Source organism: Stutzerimonas nosocomialis, from assembly GCF_005876855.1.
Lineage (GTDB): Bacteria > Pseudomonadota > Gammaproteobacteria > Pseudomonadales > Pseudomonadaceae > Stutzerimonas > Stutzerimonas nosocomialis.
In genome coordinates, this window is record NZ_QLAE01000001.1 from 201,644 (window position 1) to 225,954 (window position 24,311).

Genomic DNA, 24,311 nt, shown 5'->3' on the forward strand with positions numbered 1-24,311 from the left:
GTCGCGGCGGGCTCGCCCCTAGGATAGCGCCATCTCTGCAGCGCACGGATGCGCTCAGGATCAAGGATGATCGACCATGGCCAGGACGGCGTTCCAAAAGGATTTGGATGGTCAGGAAAAACCCGCTTCGGCGGGTTTTTTGCTTTCTGGGCACGCTCGGCGCTTCCGGTACCCCGAGGCCGAAAAAGCCCGCCTCAGGGGCGTTGGCGCAGCCAGATGATCACGGCCGTGAGCCCCAGCAGGGCCGCGCAGACCATGACGACCCCATCGAAGCCCGCATCGAACGCGCCCTTTGCCAGCCCGTGCAGCGCCGCTGCAGCGGGTGGCGACATCCCCTCGGCCAGCAGATAGGCCTCATCGAGGCTGCCGTAGGCCTTGGCCGGCAGCCTCGGGTCGGCCAGGGTCAGCGCTCGGCTGTACAGCACGGACGCCAGGCTGCCCATCAGGGTGATACCCAGCGCACCGCCCAGCTCATAGGACACCTCTTCGATCGAGGCAGCCATGCCGGCCTGTTCCGCCGGAGCGCCCAGCATGATGCTGCTCGAGGCCGCGGTCATCGTCGCGCCAAGCCCGGCCCCCAGGATGGCCAGGCTGGCGATCTGGGACACGAGGCCGCCGTCGCGTACCAGCAGGTACGCGGCCATGCCGACGGCGGAGACCGCCAGGGCACCGAACAGCACGCGGGCATTGCCGATACGGGGCAGCATGAGACCGGTCAGCGGCCCCGAGACGAATGCGGCCAGCGGTAGCGGCAGTATCGCCAGCCCGGCCTCCAGCGGCGAAAGGCCCAGCACCAGTTGCAGGCGCTGGCTCAACACCAGCTCCATACCCATCAACGCGGCTGCGGCCACGAGCGCCGCGGCCACACCCGCGCTGACGACCCGGTTGCGGAAGATGGAAAAGTCGACCATCGGCTGCGGGCTCCGACGCTGGCGCCGGACGAACAGCGCCAGGGCCAGCGTGCCGACGACGGCCGCGGCCAGCACCGCCCCGATCGATGGCTCGCGCATGCTCGACCCCTTGATCGCATAGGCCAGCGCCACCAGCCCGACCATCGCCTGGATCGAGCCGAGCAGATCCCAGGCGCGTTCGGGGTTGCCCGGCCGGGCCGGAATCAGCCGCAAAGCCAGCACCAGCGCCAGCACGACGATGGGCACGTTGATCAGGAACACCGAGCCCCACCAGAAATGCTCCAGCAGGGCTCCGCCGATGACCGGCCCGAATGCCGCGCCTCCCGAGGCGATGGCCGCCCAGATGCCGATCGCCAGGGAGCGCTCGCGTTCGTCTTCGAAGGTCAGGCGGATGATCGAGAGCGTGGCGGGCATCATCATCGCGGCGCCTACGCCGAGCAGGGCACGGGCGGCGATCAGCCAGCCGGGGCTCGGTGAAAAGGCGGCCGCCAGCGACGCGACGCCGAACACCCACAGGCCTGCGATGAAGAGCCGCCGATGGCCGAGGCGGTCGCCGAGCGTGCCCATGCCCAGCAGCAACCCGGAGACGACCAGCGCATAGCTGTTCACGATCCACAGCTTTTCGCTGGCGTTGGCCTGCAGGTCGTGGGTCAGGGAGGGCAGCGCCGTGTACAGTACGGTCATGTCGATGACGATCATCAACAGGGCGCTGGAAACGATGGCCAGAACCAGCCAGCGTCCCGTTTTGGAGTTAGGCATGAGCTTTCTCGAGATTAAAATACGATCGTATTGTATTGGAGCGCAGGATGGGTAGGCCATCGATCATCGATCGCGATCGGGTACTCGGGTGTGCCGAGCAGATCCTTCGCGCCTCCGGCGTCGCCGGGCTCAGCATCGGTGCCGTCGCCAAGGCCGCCGGGATCAGCAAGGGTGGGGTGCAGTCGGCCTTCGGCACCCGGGAGCAGTTGCTCCAGGCCCTCTATGACCGCTGGGCCAACGAATACCTGGACGCGGTCCGTCAGCGTGTCGGCCCGGCGCCGACACGCGAAGAGGCGGTGCAGGCGCACATCGCGCTGACCCGCGAGCTGGACAACCAGGAGGCCGATCGCGCGGCCGGGCTGATGGCGGCCACGCTGGATGCCCCGCAGGTTCGCCGCGAGGCCCAGGCGTTCTATCGAAGCCTGCTGGAAATGGACGCGCCGCTGGACGCCGCCGGGCGTCGTGCGCGGCTGGCGCTGCTGGCCACCGAGGGGGTGTTCCTGCTGCGCTGCTTCGGTCTGCTGGAGCTTGGCGAGGACCAGTGGCAGGGCATCTTCGACGACATCGAGGGTTCGCTCACCGATCAGGCACCCTCGCGGGGCTAGGCGCCTGGAGCGCCTGGCGCTGCCCGTTCATCCTCTGGCGCCCCTGTCGGATCGACGGTCGCGCACCTTCCCGCGCCGGGATTTTCTTATGGAAGAGGGTCACCGGTGGCCCTGGTGAGAGGTGAAATCATGAGCGAAGACAGCATCTGGCAAAGCGTCGCGCAGGCGCCCGGCGAGTCGGACGATACGGGCATCGACGATGCACCGATTTCCGATCCGAACGATGAGTCGGGCGTGACCGACGAAGACATCGACATGTTCGAGGACGACCCGAACATTCCAACGGAGTGAGCGTCCGTCGCCATGTCGCCCCGGCCCCCTGCCGGGGCGGCATGGCCCTTTCCCCCGGCGGCTACGGCTTCGTGACGCCGCCCACCGCGACGATCTGCTCGATCAGCCACTGCAGGGCCGCGTCCCGTTCGCGCTGCGCAATGCTCACGATGTCCAGGCGAAACGTGCCGAGATCGAACGGCAACTCCAGCAGTTGCAGCGGAAGCAGCTTCGCGAAATGCCGTGCGAGCTGGGTCGGCAGCACCGCCGCCAGGTCGCTGCTGGCCACGATGTGGGCGGCCTGAAGGTAGTTGGGTGTGGTGTAGACGACGTCGCGTTCGAGGCCCTGATCTTCCAGCCACTGGTCGACCATGCCCCGCGTCTGGCCGCCGTGGACCCAGAGATGGCGCAGGCGCAGGAAGCCGGGCAGGTCCAGCCGCTCGCCGATCAGCGGATGCCCGCGACGCACCGCGACCCGCAGGGTTTCGCTGGCCCAGTGGCGCGTATGAAAACGCGCCGGCACGTCGACGAAGCGCCCGAGGACGAGGTCCAGCTCGCCGTCGTCCAGCGCGTCGGCGGGCAGGCTCGGGGTGAGATGCTCGATCGCCAGCTGGATGCCCGGCGCGGCCTGGGCCAGGTGCGCCATCAGCGCGGGCATGCAGATCAGCTCGACGTAGTCGGTCACCGCGATGACGAAGCGCTGGCGGCTGGTGGCCGGGTCGAAGAAGTCGCCGGCATTGAGCGTGTGTTCGATCTGCTGCAAGGCGTCGCGGATCGGCGCCTCCAGGCCCAGCGCCCGTGGGGTGGGCTGCATCACGCGGCCGACGCGCACCAGCAGCGGATCGTCGAGCAGTTCACGCAGGCGGTTGAGCGCATTGCTGACGGCCGGCTGGCTGAGCGACAGGCGCTCGGCCGCACGGGAGACGTTGCGTTCGCGCAGCAGGGCGTCCAGCACGCGCAGCAGGTTGAGGTCGAAGTTGTAGATATTCATCTAATGAATTGCAAACATCACAAGACTAAATTTCAAAAATAGTACTCGTTTCATCTAAGGTAGGTCTTCTGATTTTTCCGCCTTGCGACGAGGACAGCTGCAATGAGCCAAACCCGCTTCGATATCCAGACCGCCGCCGTGATCGGGGCGGGCACCATGGGCCGCGGTATCGTCATGAGCCTGGCCAATGCCGGGGTGCAGGTGCGCTGGCTGGACAACAACCCGCAGATGCTCGAACAGGCACTGGGCGTGGTGGCCGATACCTATGCGCACAACGTGCGCCAGGGGCGGATCGACGACGCCCAGGCCCAGGCCCGTCGCGCCTGCATCAGCCAGGCGGCAGATTATCGGGCATTGGCGGACGTGGACCTGGTGATCGAGGCGGTCTACGAGAACCTCGAACTCAAGCAGACCCTCTTCCGCGAGCTGGACGGCATCCTTAAGCCCGAGGCGATCCTCGCCAGCAACACCTCGGCGCTGGACATCGACGCCATCGCGGCGGTCACCAGGCGCCCGGAACAGGTGGTGGGCCTGCACTTCTTCAGCCCGGCGCACATCATGAAGCTGCTTGAAATCGTCCGTGGTGCGAAAACCTCGCAAGCGGTGCTCGACGCCTCCAGCGAACTCGGCAAGCGCATGGGCAAGGTCAGCGTGATCGCCGGCAACTGCCCGGGTTTCATTGGCAACCGCATGCTCAAGACCTACGTGCGCGAGGCGCGGATGATGCTGCTCGAAGGCGCCTACCCACATCAGGTGGACGCCGCGCTGCAGGGCTTCGGCTTCGCCATGGGGCCGTTCCGCATGTACGACGTGGTCGGCATCGACCTGGAGTGGCGCGCCCGCGAGCTGGCCGGCAAGGGGCAGGACGAAGCCGAGGTACAGGTCGACAACCGCCTCTGCGAACTGGGCCGCTTCGGCCAGAAGTCGCGCATGGGGTACTACCGCTACGCCGAGGGCAGCCGCCAGGCCGAGCACGACCCGGACGTGGATGCGCTGGTGCAGCGCGAATCCGAACGGTTGGGCTTCCAGCGCCGCGAGATCGGCGAAGAGGAAATTCGCGAGCGCTGCCTGCTGGCCCTGGTCAACGAAGGCGCCAAGATCCTCGAGGAAGGCATGGCCGAGTCCAGCACCGACATCGACACCGTTTACCTCTACGGCTACGGCTTCCCGGCCGAGGTCGGCGGGCCGATGACCTGGGCGGACCGCCAGGGCCTGCCGGCCATTCGCGACCGGCTCAGCGCACTGGCCGAGCGCCACGGACCGCATTGGCAACCAGCCGAACTGATCGACAGCCTGGCCACCCTCGGCGGCCGCTTCGTCGACTACAAGAAGAAGGAGGCCTGACCATGGACTACAAGGCACCGCTGCGCGACATGCGCTTCGTCCTGCACGAGTTGTTCGACGCCACCGCGCACTGCGAGCAGCTGGGTAACGGCCTGGACCGCGAGCTGATCGATGGCGTGCTGGAGGAAGCCGCGCGCTACACCGGCGGCGAGATCGCGCCGCTCAATCGCAACAGCGATGAGGAAGGCGTGACCCTTGAGAACGGTGAGGTGAGGACGCCCAAGGGCTTCGTCGAGGCTTACAAGCAGTATGTCGATAACGGCTGGGCGAGCATGACCGGCCCGACCGAGTACGGCGGCCAGGGATTTCCCCAACTGGTGGCCTGCAACTTCCACGAGATGCTGATGGCGGCGTCGCTGTCCTTTCGCATCTATTCGGGGCTGACCGAAGGCGCGGTGCTGGCGCTGTACAAGCACGGCAGCGAGGCGCTGAAGAATGCCTACCTGGCCAAACTGGTCAGCGGTAGCTGGAGCGGCACCATGTGCCTGACCGAGCCCCAGGCCGGTACCGATCTCGCGCTGCTGCGCACCCGCGCCGAACCGCAGGCCGACGGCAGCTACCGGGTCACCGGCAGCAAGATCTTCATCTCCGGCGGCGAGCACGACATGAGCGAGAACATCGTTCATCTGGTGCTGGCGCGCCTGCCCGATGCGCCGGCCGGGGTGAAGGGCATCAGCCTGCTGCTGGTGCCCAAGTTTCTCGCCAACGTCGACGGCACGCCCGGCGAGCGCAATGCGCTGTCCTGTGGCGCCATCGAGCACAAGATGGGTATCAAGGGCGCGGCCACCTGCGTGATGAATTTCGACGGCGCCACGGGCTGGGTCGTCGGTGAGCCGAACCAGGGCCTGGCCTGCATGTTCACCATGATGAACGATGCGCGCTTCCAGGTCGGGTTGCAGGGCCTCGGGATCGCCGAGCAGGCCTACCAGGGTTCGCTCGCCTATGCCCGCGAGCGGTTGCAGTCGCGTGCGCTGTCGGGCGTGGCGCACCCGGACAAGCCCGCCGACCCGATCATCGTTCATCCGGATGTGCGCCGCATGCTGCTGATCCAGAAGACCTTGGTCGAGGGCTGCCGCATGCTGGCAGCCTACTGCGCCCGTGAGCTGGACCTGGAGCACGGCCATCCGGATACCGCCGCGCGCAAGGCCGCCGGCAAGCGCGCGGCGTTGTTGATCCCGATCGTCAAGGCGTTCTTCACCGACATGGGCCAGGAAGTGGCGAGCCTGGGCGTGCAGGTCTATGGCGGCCATGGCTACATCCGCGAATGGGGCATGGAGCAGTTGATGCGCGACAGCCGCATCACCCAGCTGTACGAAGGTACTAACGGCATCCAGGCGCTGGATTACATCCGCCGCAAGCTGATGGGGGACGGTGGTGCCGAGCTGCAGGCGATTCAGGCCGAATTCCTGTCACTGTGCGACGAGCTGGAAACCCTCAAGGCGCTAGCCGACCTCATCGGACCGGTGCGCGCGCGCCTGATCCAGTGGCGTGAACTCACCGACGAAGTGCTGACCCGTGTCGTCCAGGACCCGCAGGAAATCGGTGCGGTGTCGGTGGATTTCCTGCACTACTCATCGTACGCCCTGCTGGCCGGGCTCTGGCTGAAGGCGGCCGGCACTGCACAGCAGGCGCTGGATGCTGGCAGCGGCGAGGCGGCCTTCTATGAGGCCAAGCTGCATAGCGCCCGCTTCTACATGCGACGCGTACTGCCGCGCGCCAGCGGCCACCGCGAGGCCTTGCTCGGGGGTGCCGAATGCCTCATGGCGATGCCGGAGGCGCAGTTCGCGTTTTGAGCGCCGAGCGCTTTGGGCGGTGTTCGCCGAAGCCCAATCCAATAAAAATCAGGAGGCACCATGCACCCGTTCAGTTTTGCCACCACCGCCCAGCTGATTTGCGAGCCGGGCTCAGCCAAGCGTCTTGCCAGCCTGTGCCGCGACCGCGAGGCGCGCTCGGTGCTGATCGTCACCGATCCGGGCATCACCCGCCTTGGGCTGTTGAGCGAGGTTATGCCTGGCTTCCAGAGCGAAGGGCTGGAGGTGGGCATCTACGACCAGGTGATCGCCGACCCGCCGGAGGCGATCGTGCTCGCTGCGGTGGAGCAGGCGAAGGCGAGCAAGGCCGACCTGATCGTCGGCTTCGGCGGCGGCAGCTCGATGGACGTTGCCAAGCTGGTCGCGTTGCTGGCGCATCCTGACAACACCCAGTCGCTGCAGGACATCTACGGCGTCGGCAACGCCAAGGGCAAGCGCCTGCCGCTGATTCAGGTGCCGACCACCGCCGGCACCGGCTCGGAAGTCACGCAGATCGCCATCATCACCACCGGAGAGACGACGAAGATGGGCGTGGTCTCGCCGATGCTGTTGCCGGACCTGGCGCTCCTCGATGCCGATCTCACCCTCGGCCTGCCTCCGGCGGTCACCGCGGCGACGGGGATCGACGCCATGGTGCATGCCATCGAGGCCTATACCAGCGCGTTGAAGAAGAATCCCATGTCCGACCTGCTGGCGCGGGAGGCGCTGCGCCTGCTGGCGGCCAACCTCGACGAGGCGGTGCACAACGGGCAGAACCGCGAGGCGCGCCAGGCCATGCTGCTCGGCGCCTGCCTGGCCGGCCAGGCGTTCGCCAATGCGCCAGTGGCGGCGGTGCATGCGCTGGCCTATCCGCTGGGTGGCAACTTCCATATTCCGCACGGGCTGTCGAATGCGCTGGTGCTGCCGCAGGTGCTGCGCTTCAACGTCAGCGCGGCGACTACCCATTACGGTGAACTGGCGCCGATCGTCCTCGGTGACCGGCTGCGCTCGGGCGATCCATCCACCTATGCCGAGCAATTGATCGAGGAATTCGAGCGGATGAGCGCCCGCGTCGGGCTGCCGACCCGCCTGCGCGACGCCGGCGTACCGGAAGACATGCTGCCGCAACTGGCCAAAGAGGCGATGCTGCAACAGCGTTTGCTGGTCAACAACCCGCGAGAGGTCACCGAGGCCGACGCGCTGGCGATCTACCGCGCCGCTTATTGATCCTCTGCGGCGCGCGGCCTCCGTCGCGCGCCGGCCCGCCTTCAAGGAATTTTCGAATGGCCGAACAACCGCAGCATCTGCGCGCCGACTACCGCCACTTCCGACCGATCACCACGCGCTGGCACGACAACGACCTCTACGGCCACGTGAACAACGTCGTCTACTACAGCTATTTCGACAGCGCGGTGAACGCCTACCTGATCGAGCGCGGCGGGCTGGATATCCATGAGGGCGAGGTGGTCGGATTCGTGGTGAGTTCGTCCTGCGACTACTTCGCCTCCATCGCCTTTCCGGACGCCCTGGACGTCGGCCTGCGGGTCGGCAAGCTGGGCAACAGCTCGGTGCAGTACGAGCTGGCGATCTTCAAGGCGGGCGAAGAGCAGGCGTGCGCGGCGGGGCGTTTCGTCCACGTCTTCGTCGACCGCGCCAGCAACCGGCCGGTGCCGATTCCCGCCAGGTTGCGCGAGGCGCTGGTAGCGCTGGGCTGACCGTCCGTACCGGCCACCCAACGCAGCGGCAAGGGTTCCGTTATGCTCGGCGATCATGACGACCGATGATTTCTATCTGCTGGGCTTCCTGCTCGGCCTGATCCAGATGCTGGGCATCGCCGCGGCCCTGCATGCCGTGTACACCGTGCGCACGGCGCAGGGGGCGATCGCCTGGGCGATCTCGCTGGTGTTCATGCCCTACCTCACGCTGCTGCCTTACCTGGTCTTCGGCCGCAGCCGTTTCGATGCCTACATCCGCGCCCGACGCGCCGCCGACGACGAAATGCGCGAGGCGATACGCGACCTGGACTGGCGGCCCTGGGTCGAGGAGGCGCAGGCGGCGCGCGAGTCGCCCGCCTATGGCGAGCTGAAGGTGCTGGCCGGGCTCGCCGGGCAGCCGGTGCTGGCCAACAACCGGGTGCGCCTGCTGATCGACGGCGAGGCGGCCTTCGAGGCGATCTTCGAGGCCATCGAGACGGCCCGAAAGGTGGTGCTCGTCCAGTTCTTCATCGTGCGCGACGACAGGCTCGGCCGCCGTCTGCAGGCCTTGCTGCTGCGCAAGGCCGCCGAGGGCGTGAAGGTCTACCTGCTGTTCGACAGCATCGGCAGCCATGCGCTGTCGCAGGGTTACGTGAGGGCCCTGCGCGAGGGCGGTGTGAAGGTGAAGGGCTTTTCCGCGCGGCGCGGCATGATCACCCGCTTCCAGCTCAATTTCCGCAACCACCGCAAAGTGGTGGTGGTCGATGGCCGGGTCGGCTTCATCGGCGGGCTCAACGTGGGCGACGAGTACCTCGGCCTCAAGCCGCCGCTGGCGCCCTGGCGCGACACCCACCTGGAGCTCGAAGGACCGGTGCTGGCCTGCCTGCAGGAGTCCTTCGCCCAGGACTGGTACTGGGTCACCCACAAGCTGCCGCCGCTGCTGCTGCCCGAGACGTATCCGGAGAACGGGGTGATCTGCCAGATGGTCGCCGCCGGCCCGGCCGACAGCCAGGAAACCGGGTCGCTGCAGTTCGTCGCGGCGATCAACGCGGCGCGCCAGCGAATCTGGCTGACCAGCCCGTATTTCGTGCCCGACGAGTCCGTGCTCGGGGCGTTGCGCCTGGCGGTGCTGCGGGGTGTCGAGGTGCGCCTGCTGCTGCCGTCCCGTCCCGATCACCGGGTAGTCTATGCCGCCTCGAGCCTGTATGCGGGCGAGGCGTTGAAGATAGGCATCCGGGTGTTCCGCTACCAGCCGGGGTTCATGCACCAGAAGGTCCTGCTGATCGATGACATCTGCGCGGCGGTGGGCAGCGCGAACCTCGACAACCGGTCGTTCCGGCTGAATTTCGAGCTCACCGTGTTCACCGTCGACGAGGTGTTCGCCAGCGAGGTCGAGGCCATGCTGATGGATGATTTTGACCGCTCGATCGAGCTCAGCCGGCAGAGCCAGCGCAGCACTCACCGCTTGCGGCGATTCGGCATGCGCATCGCCCGCCTGGTCTCTCCGGTGCTCTAACACGGGGGCTGAAGGAACGACGGCCGCGCCGGACGACTCCAATGGACGAGGAATCCCAACGGAGTCGGGCATGATCAGGAAAGGCAATCCCGAGGATCTGGAAGCCCTGCTGGCGATCTGGCTGGCCGCTTCGCTGCAGGCGCATGACTTCATCGAGCCGACCTTCTGGCAGAGCAAGATGGAGGACATGCGCAATCGCTACCTGCCCAGCGCGGAGATCTGGGTTTACGAGCAATCCGGCGCGATCGAAGGCTTCTGCGCGTTGCAGGGGGATATTCTCGCCGCCCTGTTCGTCGATCCGGAAAACCACAACCAGGGCGTGGGCTCGGCACTGCTGGACAAGGCCATGGAATGCTCCGGTGGCAGGCTCGAAGTCTGTGTCTACGAGCGCAACAGCGACGCCGTCGCCTTCTATCAGCGCCATGGCTTCGTGCAGATCGACCTGCGCACCGACATGCGCTCCGGCCACGTCGAGCTGGTGATGCTGCACATGCGGGAACTCAGTGACCAGGCGCAGCGCGAGGCGGATCGCGACGCCACGGCCCTGCTCGAACCGTCCTGAACCGCGGACGCCGCGCAAGCTCCCGTTGCGTGGCCAAAGAAAAAGGCCTGCGGGTTTCGCAGGCCTTCTGTTCAACGATGTTTCTTGTGCCACTCGTGCTTGTGGTGGCCCTTGCCCGGGTGCTTGCGGTGATGCTTGGCGTATCGCTTGTCGTGACGGTGCCTGTCGCTGTCGTCGTCGGCGCCGTAGGCATTGCCGAGCGCGCCGCCGGCGCCGCCACCCACCGCGGCGCCGATCAGCCCGCCGGTGCTGCCGCCGACCTGCTGGCCGATCACGTTGCCGCCCGCCGCGCCGAGACCGCCGCCGATCGCCGCTTCCGTACGGCTGCGCTTGTCGGCACCGACGGCGCTGCCGGCGGCGCCGCCGAGGCCCGCACCGATCGCCGCGCCGGTCGATCCGCCCAGGTGTTCGCCTACCACTGTGCCCAGGGCGCCACCGAGGGCGCCGCCCACGCCGGCTTCGACCGAGCTGCCGGCCATGGCGCTGCTGGCGCAAAGGCCAAGGGACAACAGGAGCATCGAGGAATACTTCATAGGGGCTGCGCCTCCACGGGATGACGGCGCGATCCTCGCTTCGCTTGCAGGGCCGGCGCAAGCGATTTCGGCGGGGCGGTGTGAATCACCGCACGTTCGCTAAGTTTTTGTTTTTTCAGGGGGAACCAGCAGCGAAACGGCGGGTCCGATGCCGCTTCGGAGGGCGAAAGCTGCTGGCTGCGAGGTTCTAGCGGCGCGCCAGTCCGGCGGCGCTGTAGACCCGCGGCGGCGAATGCTGGGGCAGGTGGATCAGGTTCAGCGCGTGGCGCTGGGCCCACTGTACCGCCAGGGCCGTGGGTGCCGACAGCGACGCCAGGGTGGGAATCCCGGCGCGGACCACCTTGTGGATCAGCTCCAGGCTGCACCGGCTGGTGACGATGGCGACACCGGCGCTGGCGTCGATCTTCTGCCGCACCAGCGCACCGATCAGCTTGTCCAGCGCGTTATGCCGACCGATGTCCTCGCGCCCCAGCCGCAGCGTGCCGTCGCCATCCATGAACAGCGCGGCATGGACCGCACCGCAGTGGCGCCCCAGGACCTGGAAATCACCGATCTTCTGCCGCAGCCCCTCGAACCACTCGGCGCGCGGCAGGCTGCCGGCCGGCAGGGACTCGAGCTCCGGCAACGCCTGCTCCAGCGCCTCGACGCCGCACAGCCCGCAGCCGCTGTTGCCCGCCAGCTGCCGGCGTTGCTGCTTGAGCTGCCAGAAAGCGCGGTTGCTCAGGTTCACCTCGGCCCGGCGGGCCTCGCCTTCGCCTTCGATCTGCACGTCGTAGAGATCGTCCGGCGACTCGGCCAGCCCCGCGGTCAGGGTGAACCCGACCACGAAGTCTTCCAGGTCCAGCGGCGAGACCATCATCACGCTGTGGCTGAGCCCGTTGTAGGCGATCGACAGCGCGACTTCCGCCGCCAGCGCGCTGATGCCGACGCTCTGCCCGGGGTTTTCCAGGCTGCTGTAGCGGGCCTGGTCCTGGGCGTGGGCGATGGCGGCGGGAATCGGGGTATCGGCGCTGGTGCGGGTCATCGGCGTCTCGTTACCGCTGGGCGGTGGTGCGGGGTCAGGAGCGCGAGGGTATGACCAATAGCCTTGCCGGTAAACCCCGCTTGCCGAGCGGTCGCCCGGCAAGCGCGCCCTAATGCAGCGCCTCCTGGATCCGCAGGATCAGCTTGTCGATGGTGAAGGGCTTGGTGATCAGGTCCATGCCCGGTTCGAGGAAGCCGCTGCTGGCCGCCTGCTCGGCGTAGCCGGTCATGAACAGCACGCGCAACTGAGGCCGGTGCTGGCGGGCGATGTCGGCGAGCTGGCGACCGTTCATGCCCGGCAGGCCGACGTCGGTGAGCAAAAGGTCGATGCGCGCCGGGGAGCTCAGCAGCTCGATCGCGGTGTTGCCTTCGGCCGCCTCGAGGGTGGCGTAGCCCATTTCGCCGAGCGCATCGATGACCAGCATCCGCACCGCGGCGTCGTCTTCGACGACCAGCACGGTCTCGCCTTCGCTGGCCGGCAGGGCGTCCTGCCAGGAGCGCTCCGGCTCGACGGCCTCGTCCGGCTTCAGGCTGGCCGGCAGATAGATGCATACCTGGGTGCCCGAGCCGACCTCGCTGGTCAGCTGGACGCTGCCGCCGGACTGGCGGACGAAACCGTAGATCATCGACAGGCCGAGGCCGGTCCCCTGGCCGATGGGCTTGGTGGTGAAGAAGGGCTCGAAGGCGCTGGCCAGTACCTTGGGCGGCATGCCGCAGCCGGTGTCGCTGACGGTCAGGGTCACGTACTGGCCGGGCAGCAGTTCGGCCAGCGGCCTGTCTTCGGTGACCTCGACGTTGCGCGTGGCGATGCGCAGGATGCCGCCGTCGGGCATCGCGTCGCGGGCGTTGATGACCAGGTTCAGCAGCGCGCTTTCCAGCTGGTTCTCGTCGCTGTCGACCCGCCACAGCCCTTCCTGCAGGTCGCTGACGATCTGGATGTGCGCGCCGAGGGTGCGGCTGAGCAAGTCGCGGATCGAGAGGATCAGGCCGTTGAGCTCGACCTGCTTGAGGTTCAGTGGTTGGCGACGGGAAAACGCCAGCAGGCGGTGGGTCAGCGCCGAGGCGCGGTTGGCCGAGGTGATCGCCGCGTCGATGAAACGGCGGGTTTCGCCATGGCGGCCGGTCGCGATGTAGTGCTGCACCAGGTCCAGCCCGCCGATGATGCCGGTGAGCATGTTGTTGAAGTCGTGGGCGATGCCGCCGGTGAGCTGGCCGACCGCCTCCATCTTCTGCGCCTGGCGCAGCGCTTCCTGGGCCTGCTCGCGCTTGGACATTTCGGCCAGCAGGCGCTCGTAGACCTCCGCCAGTGCGCGGGTGCGCTCCTGGATGCGGCTTTCCAGGTTCTCGTTCAGCTCGCGCAGCGACTGCTCGGCGGTGCGCCGGTCGTGGATGTCCTCGGCGGTGCCGTGCCAGCGGATCACCTGGCCGTCGGCATCGTGCAGCGGCAGCGCGCGCAGGCGCATCCAGTGGAAGTCGCCGCCGACCACCTGCAGGCAGTGCTCGATGTCGAACGGCAGCCCGCTGCGCTGGGCGTCCTGCCAGATGTTGCGCAGCGCCTGCGGGTGCCGCGCGCGGACCAGGTCGACCCAGAACCGCCCGAGCGCCTCGTCCTCGGGGACGCTGAGCTGCTGCAGCCAGCGCTCGGAGAGGAAGATGAAGCGGCCCTCGGCATCCAGGCTCCAGTGCATCGCCGGCGACAGGTCGATGGTGGCGCGCAGGTGCTGTTCGCTCTCGCGCAGCGCCCGCTCGGTGTTCCAGCGTTCGGTGACGTCCAGCGCCAGCACGTAGAAACCGTGCACCGCGCCGCCGGCATCGCGACGGGGCAGGTACTGCACCAGCGCGCGACGCTGCTGGCCGTCCTGGTGCGGGGTGTAGGCCTCGAAGGTGACCGGCGAGCCGGACAGCGCGGTGCGGATGTGCTGGCGGCGACTTTCGTAGTCGCGGTCTCCGAGCACCTGGCGCACGGTCTTGCCGGCCAGCCATTCGGGGGTGTGGCCGTACCACTCCTGGTAGGCGCGGTTGTTGAAGCGGTAGCGCTCGTTCTCGTCGATGTAGCCGATCAGGATCGGCAGCGCGTCGGTGATCAGCTTCAGCTCCGCCTCGCTCTTGCGCAGCGCCTCTTCGCTGGCCTGCTGGCGGGTGATGTCCATCACCGCGCCGGGGAAGCGTACCGGGCGGTTCTGCTCGTCATAGTGGACGCGCCCGCGGGCGAAGGCCCAGCGCGTCTTTCCGCCGTCGGCGGCGAGCCGGTAGTACTCGGCGAAACTGCCGGTCTCGCGGATGCTCTGCTCCAGCGCCGCCTGGACGCGGGCGCGCTCCTCGGGATGGACGTGCAGGAAGAAGTCCTCGAGCGGCAGGTTGCGCTCGGCGTCGCTCATGTGCGGCGGCAGGAAGCGCGACAGCGTCATGTCGGCGACGGACGCATCGGCCCCGAGGGTCCAGTCCCAGATGCCGACCAGGTCGCTCGCCTCGAGGGCGGTCTGCAGGCGCTGCTCGTTCTGGCGGTGCGCTTCGGCGCTGAGCTTGTAGCCGAACGCGGCTTCCGCCAGGCGGGCTTCGGTGCGCATCTGGTCGGTCGTTTCGATGATGCACAGCAGCAGGCCGTCGACGGCGTCGTCGGGCTCGCCGCGGATCGGGCTCAGCGACAGGTCGAACCAGGCGTCGTGCCTGTCTTCGCCGCGCTCGATCTGCAGGTACTGGTTCCTGATCAGCCGCGGCTCGCCGCGACGGGCCCTGTCGCAGGCAGGCTCCAGCACTGACCAGGTATCGCCCCAGCCCTGGCAGGCGGGCGTGCCCAGGTCCTGCCGGTCGCGGTTGCCGATGAGCCGGGCGTGGGCGTCGTTGTAGAGCTGGATGCCGTCGGCACCCCAGAGGATGCACATCGGCAGGGGTGCATCGAGGATGGTGTCGAGCAGGATGCGTAGCGAGGGCGGCCAGTTGGCCGGTGCGCCGAGTGGTGTTGCTGCCCAGTCATGACGGCGAATCCGTTCGCCCATCTTGCTCGTGCTGCGCGGCCAGGGCGCGGCTCCTTTGGAGGTCATAAATCGTCCGATTGAACACGTGGTGGAGGGATCTTCACCTTTCTCTGAGTGTGGTTGGTCAAATGGCTTCGGTAAAGCCGCCAGACGATCAATTGACGAGACCGGCCAGGTTGCGTACCAGCGCGAGGTAGTCCTCCACGGCGGCGAATTCCTCGGTATCGCGAGGGCCGCCCCGGCTGTCGGGTTCACGCACCGCCAGCAGGTGGGCGACACCGAAGCGCGCGGCGCTGCGCAGCACCGCCAGGCTGTCGTCGATGAACAGCGTGCGGGAGGGGTCGAAGGGGAAGTCCTGCCGCAGGGCGAACCAGAACTGCTGGTCTTCCTTGGGAAACCCGTAGTCGTGGGAGCTGATCATGCGGTCGAACCAGGGCGCCAGCTCGATGCGCTCGAGCTTGAGCGACAGCGAGTCGCGGTGGGCGTTGGTGATCAGGGCGACGTGCTTGCCGGCCTGGCGCAGGGCGCCGAGGAAGAGGTCGGCGGCCGGGCGCAGGGCGATCAGGTCGGCGATCTCGCGCTTCATCTGGCGGATCGGCAGGTCGAGTTCGCGGGTCCAGAAGTCGATGCAGTACCAGGTCAACCGGCCCTGATGCTCCTTGAACAGCGGCGCCAGTTCCAGTTCGGCCATGGCCGGGCTGATGCCGTGGCGTTCGGCGTAGCGTTGCGGCAGGTACTGGAGCCAGAAATGGTTGTCGAAGTGCAGATCCAGCAGGGTGCCGTCCATGTCGAGCAGGACGGTGTCGATCTCGGACCAGGGCAGGGATGCGGTCATGGCGGGCTCGTAGCGGGAAGGAAGGCCTCGGTCGTAAACCGGTCGCGGTCGTTGTCATTAGCCGGGGTATGATAGCCCCTCGCGTTTCCAGGAGTGATGCCATGCGCCAGAAACCCACCGTGCTCGCCCGCGAGATCGTCGCCACCAGCCGGCTGTTCCGCGTCGAGGAGTTGCAGCTGCGCTTCGCCAACGGCGTGGAGCGAACCTACGAACGGCTGGTCGGCAAGGGGAGCGGCTACGGCGCGGTGATGATCGTGGCGATGGAGGACGCCGAGCACGTGCTGCTGGTGGAGGAATACTGCGCAGGCACCGACGAATACGAGCTGTCGCTGCCCAAGGGGCTGATCGAGCCCGGCGAGGATGTCCTGGATGCCGCCAATCGTGAACTCAAGGAGGAGGCCGGCTTCGGTGCCCGCCGTCTGGAACATCTGACCGAGCTGTCACTTTCGCCCGGCTACATGAGTCAGAAGATCCAGGTCGTGCTCGCCCAGGACCTCTATCCGGAGCAGCTGCCCGGTGACGAACCCGAACCCCTGCGGGTGGATCGGGTCAACCTGCGCGAGCTGTCGAGTCTCATCCAGCATCCGCAGTTCAGCGAAGGGCGCGCGCTGGCCGCACTCTACCTGGCGCGCGATCTGCTTCAGCAACGAGGGGAGCTGACCCTATGAGCCATCCGTATCTGCCGACGGTGATCGACCTGGTCCGCGAGGCCGGCGAGGTGATCCTGCCTTACTGGCGCAGCGAACTCTCCGTCGAGGAAAAGGCCGACGCCTCGCCGGTCACCGCGGCCGACCTGGCGGCGCACCATCTGCTCAGCGACAAGCTCTCGGCGCTGGATGCGTCGATTCCGGTGCTCTCGGAGGAGGCCTGCGACCTGCCGTTCGACACGCGTTCGCGCTGGACGCGCTGGTGGCTGGTCGACCCGCTGGACGGCACCAAGGAGTTCATCGCCGGCACCGAAGAGTTCACCGTCAACGTGGCGCTGATCGAAGAGGGGCGCGTGGTCTTCGGCGTGGTCGGCATTCCCGCCACGGGCCGCTGCTACTACGGCGGCAGCGACATCGGCGCCTGGGCCTCGGAGAGCAGCGGCGACGCCCGGCCGCTGCGGGTGAGCACCGAGCAGTCGGGCGCCTTTCGCGTGGTGGCCAGCCGGCGCCACTCCAGCGCCGCCCAGGAGCAGCTGATCGACGGGCTGAAGCAGGCGTTCGGTGCGCTGGAGCTGGTCAACGTCGGCAGTTCGCTCAAGTTCTGCCTGCTGGCCGAGGGCGAAGCCGACTGCTATCCGCGGCTGGCGCCGACCTCGCAGTGGGACACGGCGGCGGCCCAGGGCGTGCTCGAAGGTGCCGGGGGGCAGGTACTGGACGTGACGGGCGCGCCACTCGATTACGCCGCGCGACACGACTTCCTCAACCCGTCGTTTCTCGCCCTGCCGCAGGGCGCGCCCTGGCGCGATCGGCTGGTCGAACTGGCCAATCGCGGCTGAGCCTGCCGCGCGCGCGGCAGTTACTTGTGCAGGACGAACTGGCCGGTGAAACGCACCGCGTCACGGCCATCGGCCGCGAGGATGCGGCTCTGCAGGGTCAGGCGCGAACGTCCTCGGCGGCGGTAGATGGTCTCGAAGCGCTCCCAGGCGTCGTCGGCCGGCGCCGAGCAGATCGCCACGGCGTCGTCGACCACCGGCAGCGGGTATTCGATCTTGCCTTCGTGGATGACGATATGCCCATCCTCGATGCCCGCCTCGCGCAGCCGCAGGTGCAGCCAGCCCCAGCCGGCCAGCACCGAGGCGCAGTAGAGGCTGCCGCCGAACATGCTGCTCTTGTGGTTGACGTTGGCCTCCAACGGGACGTTGAGGCGAAGCTCGTGACCTTCCCATTGCAGTACACGCAGCCCCATGGCGCGCGTCAGCGGAATGTCGTGATGGAGGATGGCTTCCAGGTAGCGACTATCGCGGCTCATGCCGAGGAGGTTCCTAAATGTTTCGAAGACAAGGCAGACGCCAAGCATGACTGCTGAGTCACGCTTTTGCCACCCTCGGCGCCCATTCAGTTGCGCTCATCGACCCCTGGCGCCAGGGGCCGGCGCGGCATGTTCGCGGGTGTGATAGCAGGAGAACAAGGCGGCCTGGTCGCCACCCGATCTCAGCGCGCGGCTTTGGGCCGGTACGCGCAGTGGCCGGGGCGCGGGCCGATGCGCGGGTGGTTGCGACAGGTCTCGGGACGCTTGTCGTAGATGGTGCACAGGCGACTGACGCGATCCAGATAGAGGCAGTCGTTGTTGGCCAGGCGCACCAGGGTGTAGACCTCGGTCTTCTGGTTGAAGCGCTCGACCACGCCCATCTTGATCAATCGCTTGGCGATCGACTTGCCCGGCTCGTCGCGCTCGAAGGCATCGACCACGCCGATGCGGATCAGGTCGTCGATGCGCGTTTCCACCGGCAGGGTGCAGCAGGTGGCGTCGCAGCTGCGGCACATGCCGTTGCTGTAGCGCGGCCAGGTTTCCAGGCGATCGAGGTCGGCGGCGGGGATGACTTTGGGCTTCACGGGGCATGGCCAGGGCAGGGAGGCGCGCGATCATAGCCGGCGCGGGAAAAATATCCACTCCGTCCGACGAGGCGAAACCCTGACGGACGGTCACGCAGAGCCGCATGAAACCTGCAACCCTTTGGGGAATCTATCGCAAGAGTGGCCGCGCAGCCGCCGTGGCCACCCCTCATGTGTTTTCCAATGTCCCGAGGTCAGCCCATGACGCAGGAGCCCAACGTCCCGAAATCCGACGAAGTCGCCGCCTTCCGAGAAGCGGTTCTGTCCAAACTGACCTATTCGGTCGGCAAGGACCCGGAGCACGCCTTCGACCATGACTGGTTCGAGGCGATCGCCCTGGCCGCTCGCGACCAGATCGTCGACCAGTGGATGAACCACACGCGCAAGGCCTATAGCGAAGGCAAGAAGCGGGTCTACTACCTCTCGCTGGAATTCCTCATCGGACGGCTTTTGATCGACAGCCTGAGCAACCTCGGCATCCTCGACACCGCGCGCGAGGCGCTGGCCGGTCTTGACGTCGACATCGAGCGGATTCGCCTGCTCGAGCCGGACGCGGCGCTCGGCAACGGCGGCCTCGGCCGGTTGGCGGCGTGCTTCATGGAGAGCATGTCGACCCTGGGCATCGCCGCCCATGGCTACGGCATCCGCTACGACCACGGCCTGTTTCGCCAGGCGATCGTCGACGGCTGGCAGCACGAGCAGACCGAAACCTGGCTCGACTTCGGCAACCCCTGGGAATTCGAACGGCCGGAAACCAGCTACCTGATCGGCTTCGGCGGCAGCGTATCGGCCATGCCCAGCGAGAACGGCGGCGAGCCCAAGCACTTCTGGCACTGGGCCGAGGGGGTACGGGCGATCGCCTACGACACACCCATCGTCGGCTGGAAGGGCGGCGGCGTGAACACCCTGCGCCTCTGGCGCGCCCGGGCCGAGGCGGACTTCCATCTCGAGCGCTTCAATGCCGGCGACCACATCGGTGCGGTCGCCGAGGAGGCGCGTGCCGAGGCCATCTCGCGGGTGCTCTATCCGGCCGACAGCACCGAGGCCGGCCAGGAGCTACGCCTGCGCCAGGAATACTTCTTCGTCGCCGCCTCGCTGCAGGACCTGTTGCGTCGGCACCTCAAGCAGCGCGATTCGCTCGACAGCCTGCCGGAGTTCGCCGCGATCCAGCTCAACGACACTCACCCGGCGATCGCCGTGGCCGAGCTGATGCGCCTGCTGGTCGACGTGCATGCCATGCCCTGGGACAAGGCCTGGAAGATCACCGTGGGGACCCTGTCCTACACCAACCACACCTTGTTGCCCGAGGCGCTGGAGACCTGGCCGGTCGGGCTGATGGAGCGGTTGCTGCCGCGCCACATGCAGATCATCTACCTGATCAACGCGTACCACATCGATTCGCTGCGGGCCAAGGAGATCCATGATTTCGAGCTGCTGCGCTCGGTCTCGCTGATCGAGGAGGAGCACGGTCGCCGCGTGCGCATGGGCAACCTCGCCTTCCTCGGCTCGCACCGGGTCAACGGGGTGTCGGCCCTGCATACCCAGCTGATGCGCAAGACGGTCTTCACCGACCTGCATGGGCTCTACCCGCAGCGCATCACCAACAAGACCAACGGCATCACTTTCCGCCGCTGGCTCTACCAGTCCAACCCGCGGCTCACCGCGCTGATGGTCGAGGCGGTGGGCGAGTCCATCCTCGACTCGCCGGAGACCGCGCTGCGCGGGCTCGAACCCTTCGCCGACAACGCGGAGTTCCGCCGTCGCTTCGCCGAGCAGCGGCTGGAGAACAAGCGCGACCTGGCGGCGCTGATCCATCGGCGGCTGGGCATCAGCCTCGACCCGACGGCCATGTTCGACGTGCAGGTCAAGCGCATCCACGAATACAAGCGCCAGCTGCTCAACCTGTTGCACACCGTGGCGCTGTACCAGGCGATCCGCTCCGATCCGGGGTATCCCTGGGTGCCGCGGGTGAAGATCTTCGCCGGCAAGGCCGCCGCCAGCTATCACCAGGCCAAGCTGATCATCAAGCTGGCCAACGACATCGCGCGCACCATCAACGACGATCCCACCGTGCGCGGCCTGCTCAAGGTGGTGTTCCTGCCCAACTACAACGTCAGCCTGGCCGAGGACATCATCCCGGCGGCCGACCTGTCGGAGCAGATTTCCACCGCCGGGCTGGAAGCCTCGGGCACCAGCAACATGAAGTTCGCCCTCAACGGCGCGCTCACCATCGGTACGCTGGACGGCGCCAACGTGGAGATGTGCGAGCAGATCGGCGGCGAGCACATGTTCATCTTCGGCCTTACCGCCCAGCAGGTGGCGGCACGCAAGCAGGCCGGGGAGTTCAGCGCCGAGGCCACGCTCGCCGAATCGCCGCGCCTGCGGGAGGTGATGATGGCGATCCGCAACGGCGCCTTCTCGCCGGACGACCTGGCGCGCTACACCGGCCTGATCGATGGCATCACCTGGCACGACACCTTCCACGTCTGCGCCGACTTCGAGGCCTACTGGCAGGCGCAGCTCCAGGTCGAGGAGCGCTGGCGCGATTCCAACCTGTGGTGGCGGTCGGCCGTGCTCAACTCCGCGCGGATGGGCTGGTTCTCCTCGGACCGGACGATCCGCGAGTACGCCACGGAGATCTGGAAGGTGATGTAGGGCGCGCCGTCTGGAGGGTGAAGGGGAAGGCGGTGCCGGGCGATCAGCGCGGCGCACGCCGCGCTGAACTCGCGCGGGCGGCTCCGGTCTCAGGGGAGATATTGCCGTGCCACCGCACTGCCGCCGCGCTAAACTGCGCCGATCCCTCACCCTGGAGCCTTCCATGTCACGTACGACCCTCAGCCGCTACCTGATCGAGCAGACCCGAAGTCACAACACACCGGCGGATCTGCGCTTCCTCGTCGAGGTGGTGGCGCGCGCATGCAAGGCGATCAGCCATGCCGTGTCCAAAGGCGCGTTGGGTGGCGTACTCGGCAGCATGGACACCGAGAACGTCCAGGGCGAGGTGCAGAAGAAGCTGGACGTGATGTCCAACGAGATCCTGCTCGAAGCCAACGAGTGGGGCGGCACGCTGGCCGGCATGGCGTCCGAGGAAATGGACAAGCCGTACCAGATTCCCGGCCGCTACCCCAAAGGCGCCTACCTGCTGCTGTTCGATCCGCTCGACGGCTCCTCCAACATCGACGTCAACGTCTCGGTCGGCACCATCTTCTCGGTGCTGCGCTGCCCGGGCGACTGCTTCAGCCAGAACGACGTACTCGGCGAAGAAGCCTTCCTCCAGCCGGGCACCAAGCAGGTGGCCGCCGGCTACGCGGTGTACGGCCCGCAGACCATGCTCATCCTGACCCTGGGCGACGGCGTCAAGGGCTTCACCCTCGACCGCGAGCTGGGCAGCTTCGTGCTCACCCACGAGAACATGCAGGTGCCGCAGAGCACCGCCGAATTCGCCATCAACATGTCCAACCAGCGCCACTGGGAACCGCCGGTGCAGCGCTACGTCGCCGAGCTCCAGGCCGGCGAGGAAGGCCCGCTGGGCAAGAACTACAACATGCGCTGGATCGCCTCGATGGTGGCCGACGTGCACCGCATCCTGACCCGCGGCGGCATCTTCATGTACCCGCGCGATGCGCGTGAGCCGGACAAGCCCGGCAAGCTGCGCCTGATGTACGAGGCCAACCCGATGTCCTTCATCATCGAGCAGGCCGGTGGCATGGCGACCAATGGCCAGCAACGCATCCTCGAGGTGGAACCCAAGTCGCTGCACGAGCGTGTCGCGGTGTTCCTGGGCTCCAAGGAGGAAGTCGAGCGCATCACCGGCTACCACCAGGCCTGATGCAGGCCGCGCCCTGGCAGGACTTGCTGGACTGGTGGTTCGGCCAGGGCACCACGTCGATCGAGATCGCCGCCGAGAAGCAGGGCCTCTGGTTCGGCTACAAGGCGATTCAGGACGACGACGCCCGCCAGCGTTTCGGCCTCCAGGTCGAGCAGGCGCTGGCCGGTGAGCTGGATGGCTGGGCGAGCACGCCGCAGGGTTGGCTGGCGCTGATCCTGCTGCTCGACCAGCTGCCCCGCATGATCCACCGTGGCACGCCCCGTGCCTTCGCCGGCGACGAACGCGCCCAGCATCTGGTCCACGACGGCATGGCCCAGGGCGGCGACGTGCTGCTGTCGCCGATCCAGCGGGTCTTCATCTACCTGGTCTGCGAACACGCCGAAAACCTCGCGGTGCAGGACATCGCCGTCACCCAGTTCACCCTCCTGCGCGACATCGCCGCGCCCGAAGAGCGCCCGCTGTTCGACGACTTCCTGATCTTTGCCGTGCGCCATCGCGACGTGATCGCACGCTTCGGCCGCTTCCCCCATCGAAACGAGGTGCTGGGCCGCGTCTCCAGCGAGGCCGAAGCGCAGTTTCTGCGCGAGCCCGGCTCGCGCTTCTGAACGCGGCGGCACGCTCCTTCCCCCTCGAGTGGCACAGCCCGCGGAACCTCCAGGCCGCGCCGGCCTCCTAACCAGAGGCGTGAGATGGCCGTACGGCTGTGAGAAGCTAGACGCTTTGCGAATCAGAGGATGGTGTTCATGTCGCTGCGTCATCTCGCCCTGCTGGGCTGCGCGTTGTTTCTCGGGGCCTGCAACCCGATCACCCAGGACAACTACGCCAAGCTCCATGCCGGCATGCATCGCTCCGAGGTCGAGGCGCTGCTCGGCAAACCCTCCGAATGCGCCGGTGCGCTGGGCGTGTCCAGCTGCACCTGGGGCGACAAGAATCGATTCATCAGCATCCAGTATGCCGGCGACGACGTGATGATGTTTTCCGGCAAGGGACTGAAGTAAAGCGGGACCGACCCTGGGCGGTTCCTGCAGGGAGCCGCCATGCGTTATCTGTTCGCCGTGCTGTTCGCCGCCCTGGTCGCCGGCTGCGCCAGTTCCACGTCACAGACGCCTCCACTCACCGTCGGCAACGTCGACCTGGACCGTTACCAGGGCACCTGGTACGAGCTGGCCAGGCTGCCGATGTTCTTCCAGCGCAAGTGCGTGCAGTCCGAGGCGCACTACCAGCGCCGGGACGACGGTCGTCTCGCGGTGACCAATCGCTGCCGCACGCTGAACGGCGACTGGCAGCAGGCCACGGGCGAGGCCTGGCCGCAGGTCGAGGGCGAGACCGACAAGCTGTGGGTGCGCTTCGACAACTGGGCCAGCAAGCTGCTGCCCTGGTTCACCAAAGGCGACTACTGGGTCCTCTACCTCGACGAGGGGTACAACACGGCAGTGGTCGGGCACCCCGATCGCAAATACCTGTGGTTGCTGTCGCGTACGCCGACCGTCTCGACGCAGACCCAGGCGCACCTGCTGGCCGAGGCGCACAGGCGTGGCTACGACACCAGCCAGCTGATCTGGCGGCTGGACGACGAGACCCTCGAGCGGCCGCTGCCCTGAGACCGCTTCAGTCCCAGTGCAGCCGCGCCAGGCGCCAGTCCCCGTCCTCGCGCCACCATTCGAGCCGAACGCTGTAGTGACGGACGCTGTCGGGGATCAGGCCTTCGGCACCGGTCAGGGTGACCTGGGCGTCGGTGTAGCCCTTGTTGCTGTAGGTCGGGTCGAGTCGGCTCGACTGGCTCAGGGCTATGACGTTGATCGACCGGTGGCGCATGAACAGCAGCGTCATCGTGCGCTGCGCCCAGGCGCGGTCGCGGTCGTCCCCCGCGTGAAAATCGTCTGCCAGCTGTTCCATCACCGCCGAGGTACGGTGCGCCTCGATGTTTTCCTGCAGCCTGCGGGTGGCGGCTTCCAGTTCGGCCAGCGCGTCCTCGCGGGCGCAGCCGTGCAGCAGTGCCATAATGAAGAACAGCGGCAACATGAGCTTTCGCGGGGGCATGCTCTACTCCTGATTCGTGGTTATGATGCCCACAGGCCAAGCCTGGCTATAGAAGGGCGGGAGGGCAGTCGCAGCGGCGCCGGCCATAGGATGA

General features: G+C 67.2%; 24 protein-coding genes. 15 read left to right on the forward strand and 9 right to left on the reverse strand.

The features are described 5' to 3' along the window. Positions 1 to 194: 194 nt before the first annotated feature. Entirely contained in the window at positions 195 to 1,670 is a 1,476-nt protein-coding gene (locus DN824_RS00835; protein WP_138406495.1) for an MFS transporter, read from the reverse strand. A gap of 47 nt (positions 1,671 to 1,717) precedes the next feature. Here DN824_RS00835 and DN824_RS00840 point away from each other — a divergent pair, with 47 nt between their 5' ends. After that, entirely contained in the window at positions 1,718 to 2,275 is a 558-nt protein-coding gene (locus tag DN824_RS00840) for a TetR/AcrR family transcriptional regulator (protein WP_138406496.1), read from the forward strand. Positions 2,276 to 2,404: 129 nt separating this feature from the next. Continuing rightward, positions 2,405 to 2,566 (forward strand): hypothetical protein, encoded by a 162-nt coding sequence (locus DN824_RS22445; protein ID WP_158295324.1) that lies wholly within the window; start codon positions 2,405 to 2,407, stop codon positions 2,564 to 2,566. Positions 2,567 to 2,627: 61 nt separating this feature from the next. Here the strand turns inward: DN824_RS22445 and DN824_RS00845 are convergent, their stop codons facing one another. Then, positions 2,628 to 3,536 (reverse strand): LysR family transcriptional regulator, encoded by a 909-nt coding sequence (locus tag DN824_RS00845; RefSeq protein ID WP_138406497.1) that lies wholly within the window; start codon positions 3,534 to 3,536, stop codon positions 2,628 to 2,630. A 102-nt stretch (positions 3,537 to 3,638) separates the two neighbouring features. Here DN824_RS00845 and DN824_RS00850 point away from each other — a divergent pair, with 102 nt between their 5' ends. The 6 genes from DN824_RS00850 to DN824_RS00875 all read left to right on the forward strand — a co-directional run bounded on the left by DN824_RS00850 (position 3,639) and on the right by DN824_RS00875 (position 10,442). Further along, entirely contained in the window at positions 3,639 to 4,880 is a 1,242-nt protein-coding gene (locus DN824_RS00850) for a 3-hydroxyacyl-CoA dehydrogenase (RefSeq protein WP_138406498.1), read from the forward strand. Positions 4,881 to 4,882: 2 nt separating this feature from the next. Further along, on the forward strand, positions 4,883 to 6,673 hold the full coding sequence (locus DN824_RS00855; protein ID WP_138406499.1) for an acyl-CoA dehydrogenase C-terminal domain-containing protein: 1,791 nt from the start codon (positions 4,883 to 4,885) through the stop codon (positions 6,671 to 6,673). A gap of 60 nt (positions 6,674 to 6,733) precedes the next feature. Further along, positions 6,734 to 7,897 (forward strand): iron-containing alcohol dehydrogenase, encoded by a 1,164-nt coding sequence (locus DN824_RS00860; RefSeq protein WP_138406500.1) that lies wholly within the window; start codon positions 6,734 to 6,736, stop codon positions 7,895 to 7,897. 56 nt (positions 7,898 to 7,953) lie between these two features. Beyond that, positions 7,954 to 8,385, forward strand: a complete 432-nt coding sequence (locus DN824_RS00865) for an acyl-CoA thioesterase (protein ID WP_138406501.1) — start codon at positions 7,954 to 7,956, stop codon at positions 8,383 to 8,385. 55 nt (positions 8,386 to 8,440) lie between these two features. Continuing rightward, complete coding sequence (cls, locus tag DN824_RS00870) at positions 8,441 to 9,880, forward strand: cardiolipin synthase (protein ID WP_138406502.1); 1,440 nt, start codon at positions 8,441 to 8,443, stop codon at positions 9,878 to 9,880. 70 nt (positions 9,881 to 9,950) lie between these two features. Next, complete coding sequence (locus DN824_RS00875; RefSeq protein ID WP_138406503.1) at positions 9,951 to 10,442, forward strand: GNAT family N-acetyltransferase; 492 nt, start codon at positions 9,951 to 9,953, stop codon at positions 10,440 to 10,442. Positions 10,443 to 10,513: 71 nt separating this feature from the next. Here DN824_RS00875 and DN824_RS00880 read toward each other — a convergent pair whose 3' ends face one another. The 4 genes from DN824_RS00880 to yrfG form a co-directional block, all read right to left on the reverse strand. Next, entirely contained in the window at positions 10,514 to 10,975 is a 462-nt protein-coding gene (locus tag DN824_RS00880) for a hypothetical protein (protein WP_138406504.1), read from the reverse strand. 187 nt (positions 10,976 to 11,162) lie between these two features. Beyond that, positions 11,163 to 11,999: a formate dehydrogenase accessory sulfurtransferase FdhD gene (gene fdhD / locus DN824_RS00885; RefSeq protein WP_138406505.1), complete on the reverse strand. Its 837-nt coding sequence runs from the start codon at positions 11,997 to 11,999 to the stop codon at positions 11,163 to 11,165. Between the two features lie 109 nt (positions 12,000 to 12,108). Then, positions 12,109 to 15,039 (reverse strand): PAS domain-containing protein, encoded by a 2,931-nt coding sequence (locus DN824_RS00890; RefSeq protein WP_241666476.1) that lies wholly within the window; start codon positions 15,037 to 15,039, stop codon positions 12,109 to 12,111. A gap of 88 nt (positions 15,040 to 15,127) precedes the next feature. Then, positions 15,128 to 15,808: a GMP/IMP nucleotidase gene (gene yrfG / locus DN824_RS00895; RefSeq protein ID WP_138406506.1), complete on the reverse strand. Its 681-nt coding sequence runs from the start codon at positions 15,806 to 15,808 to the stop codon at positions 15,128 to 15,130. Positions 15,809 to 15,909: 101 nt separating this feature from the next. On the opposite strand from yrfG, the gene nudE reads away from it, so the two are divergent. Together nudE and cysQ are read left to right on the forward strand one after the other, a co-directional pair. After that, positions 15,910 to 16,476 (forward strand): ADP compounds hydrolase NudE, encoded by a 567-nt coding sequence (gene nudE / locus DN824_RS00900; protein WP_138406507.1) that lies wholly within the window; start codon positions 15,910 to 15,912, stop codon positions 16,474 to 16,476. Further along, the gene (cysQ, locus tag DN824_RS00905) at positions 16,473 to 17,291 is read left to right on the forward strand and encodes a 3'(2'),5'-bisphosphate nucleotidase CysQ (RefSeq protein ID WP_138406508.1); all 819 of its coding nucleotides are present in this window, start codon (positions 16,473 to 16,475) and stop codon (positions 17,289 to 17,291) included. The genes nudE and cysQ overlap by 4 nt, the downstream gene beginning before the upstream one ends. Positions 17,292 to 17,311: 20 nt before the next feature. Here the strand turns inward: cysQ and DN824_RS00910 are convergent, their stop codons facing one another. Together DN824_RS00910 and DN824_RS00915 are read right to left on the reverse strand one after the other, a co-directional pair. After that, the gene (locus DN824_RS00910; RefSeq protein ID WP_138406509.1) at positions 17,312 to 17,764 is read right to left on the reverse strand and encodes a thioesterase domain-containing protein; all 453 of its coding nucleotides are present in this window, start codon (positions 17,762 to 17,764) and stop codon (positions 17,312 to 17,314) included. Positions 17,765 to 17,946: 182 nt separating this feature from the next. Continuing rightward, positions 17,947 to 18,348, reverse strand: coding sequence for a YkgJ family cysteine cluster protein (locus tag DN824_RS00915; protein WP_138406510.1), 402 nt, complete (start codon positions 18,346 to 18,348; stop codon positions 17,947 to 17,949). A 201-nt stretch (positions 18,349 to 18,549) separates the two neighbouring features. Here DN824_RS00915 and DN824_RS00920 point away from each other — a divergent pair, with 201 nt between their 5' ends. From DN824_RS00920 to DN824_RS00940, 5 genes are all read left to right on the forward strand, one after another. After that, positions 18,550 to 21,003, forward strand: a complete 2,454-nt coding sequence (locus tag DN824_RS00920) for a glycogen/starch/alpha-glucan phosphorylase (protein WP_138406511.1) — start codon at positions 18,550 to 18,552, stop codon at positions 21,001 to 21,003. A 163-nt stretch (positions 21,004 to 21,166) separates the two neighbouring features. Beyond that, complete coding sequence (locus DN824_RS00925; protein WP_138406512.1) at positions 21,167 to 22,177, forward strand: class 1 fructose-bisphosphatase; 1,011 nt, start codon at positions 21,167 to 21,169, stop codon at positions 22,175 to 22,177. Further along, positions 22,177 to 22,782, forward strand: coding sequence for a DUF924 family protein (locus DN824_RS00930; RefSeq protein WP_138406513.1), 606 nt, complete (start codon positions 22,177 to 22,179; stop codon positions 22,780 to 22,782). The genes DN824_RS00925 and DN824_RS00930 overlap by 1 nt, the downstream gene beginning before the upstream one ends. Before the next feature lie 138 nt (positions 22,783 to 22,920). Continuing rightward, positions 22,921 to 23,175 carry an outer membrane protein assembly factor BamE domain-containing protein gene (locus tag DN824_RS00935; protein ID WP_138406514.1) on the forward strand — a complete coding sequence of 85 codons (255 nt, stop codon included), beginning with the start codon at positions 22,921 to 22,923 and terminating at the stop codon, positions 23,173 to 23,175. A 39-nt stretch (positions 23,176 to 23,214) separates the two neighbouring features. Next, a complete protein-coding gene (locus DN824_RS00940) occupies positions 23,215 to 23,778 on the forward strand; it encodes a lipocalin family protein (RefSeq protein ID WP_138406515.1) in 564 nt (187 codons plus the stop codon). Positions 23,779 to 23,785: 7 nt separating this feature from the next. Here the strand turns inward: DN824_RS00940 and DN824_RS00945 are convergent, their stop codons facing one another. Next, the gene (locus DN824_RS00945; RefSeq protein ID WP_138406516.1) at positions 23,786 to 24,217 is read right to left on the reverse strand and encodes a hypothetical protein; all 432 of its coding nucleotides are present in this window, start codon (positions 24,215 to 24,217) and stop codon (positions 23,786 to 23,788) included. Positions 24,218 to 24,311: the final 94 nt, after the last annotated feature.

What these genes read in the sequence shown, in the direction of transcription:
- DN824_RS00930 (WP_138406513.1), top strand. Translation starts at nt 22,177, where the DNA reads ATGCAGGCCGCGCCCTGGCAGGACTTGCTGGACTGGTGGTTCGGCCAG.
- DN824_RS00850 (WP_138406498.1), top strand. Translation starts at nt 3,639, where the DNA reads ATGAGCCAAACCCGCTTCGATATCCAGACCGCCGCCGTGATCGGGGCG.
- yrfG (WP_138406506.1), bottom strand. Translation starts at nt 15,808, where the DNA reads ATGACCGCATCCCTGCCCTGGTCCGAGATCGACACCGTCCTGCTCGAC.
- DN824_RS00945 (WP_138406516.1), bottom strand. Translation starts at nt 24,217, where the DNA reads ATGCCCCCGCGAAAGCTCATGTTGCCGCTGTTCTTCATTATGGCACTG.
- DN824_RS00855 (WP_138406499.1), top strand. Translation starts at nt 4,883, where the DNA reads ATGGACTACAAGGCACCGCTGCGCGACATGCGCTTCGTCCTGCACGAG.
- DN824_RS00890 (WP_241666476.1), bottom strand. Translation starts at nt 15,039, where the DNA reads ATGACCTCCAAAGGAGCCGCGCCCTGGCCGCGCAGCACGAGCAAGATG.
- DN824_RS00935 (WP_138406514.1), top strand. Translation starts at nt 22,921, where the DNA reads ATGTCGCTGCGTCATCTCGCCCTGCTGGGCTGCGCGTTGTTTCTCGGG.
- DN824_RS00925 (WP_138406512.1), top strand. Translation starts at nt 21,167, where the DNA reads ATGTCACGTACGACCCTCAGCCGCTACCTGATCGAGCAGACCCGAAGT.
- DN824_RS00880 (WP_138406504.1), bottom strand. Translation starts at nt 10,975, where the DNA reads ATGAAGTATTCCTCGATGCTCCTGTTGTCCCTTGGCCTTTGCGCCAGC.
- DN824_RS22445 (WP_158295324.1), top strand. Translation starts at nt 2,405, where the DNA reads ATGAGCGAAGACAGCATCTGGCAAAGCGTCGCGCAGGCGCCCGGCGAG.
- fdhD (WP_138406505.1), bottom strand. Translation starts at nt 11,999, where the DNA reads ATGACCCGCACCAGCGCCGATACCCCGATTCCCGCCGCCATCGCCCAC.
- DN824_RS00845 (WP_138406497.1), bottom strand. Translation starts at nt 3,536, where the DNA reads ATGAATATCTACAACTTCGACCTCAACCTGCTGCGCGTGCTGGACGCC.
- DN824_RS00940 (WP_138406515.1), top strand. Translation starts at nt 23,215, where the DNA reads ATGCGTTATCTGTTCGCCGTGCTGTTCGCCGCCCTGGTCGCCGGCTGC.
- DN824_RS00910 (WP_138406509.1), bottom strand. Translation starts at nt 17,764, where the DNA reads ATGAGCCGCGATAGTCGCTACCTGGAAGCCATCCTCCATCACGACATT.
- DN824_RS00860 (WP_138406500.1), top strand. Translation starts at nt 6,734, where the DNA reads ATGCACCCGTTCAGTTTTGCCACCACCGCCCAGCTGATTTGCGAGCCG.
- DN824_RS00865 (WP_138406501.1), top strand. Translation starts at nt 7,954, where the DNA reads ATGGCCGAACAACCGCAGCATCTGCGCGCCGACTACCGCCACTTCCGA.
- nudE (WP_138406507.1), top strand. Translation starts at nt 15,910, where the DNA reads ATGCGCCAGAAACCCACCGTGCTCGCCCGCGAGATCGTCGCCACCAGC.
- DN824_RS00840 (WP_138406496.1), top strand. Translation starts at nt 1,718, where the DNA reads ATGGGTAGGCCATCGATCATCGATCGCGATCGGGTACTCGGGTGTGCC.
- cysQ (WP_138406508.1), top strand. Translation starts at nt 16,473, where the DNA reads ATGAGCCATCCGTATCTGCCGACGGTGATCGACCTGGTCCGCGAGGCC.
- cls (WP_138406502.1), top strand. Translation starts at nt 8,441, where the DNA reads ATGACGACCGATGATTTCTATCTGCTGGGCTTCCTGCTCGGCCTGATC.
- DN824_RS00875 (WP_138406503.1), top strand. Translation starts at nt 9,951, where the DNA reads ATGATCAGGAAAGGCAATCCCGAGGATCTGGAAGCCCTGCTGGCGATC.
- DN824_RS00920 (WP_138406511.1), top strand. Translation starts at nt 18,550, where the DNA reads ATGACGCAGGAGCCCAACGTCCCGAAATCCGACGAAGTCGCCGCCTTC.
- DN824_RS00835 (WP_138406495.1), bottom strand. Translation starts at nt 1,670, where the DNA reads ATGCCTAACTCCAAAACGGGACGCTGGCTGGTTCTGGCCATCGTTTCC.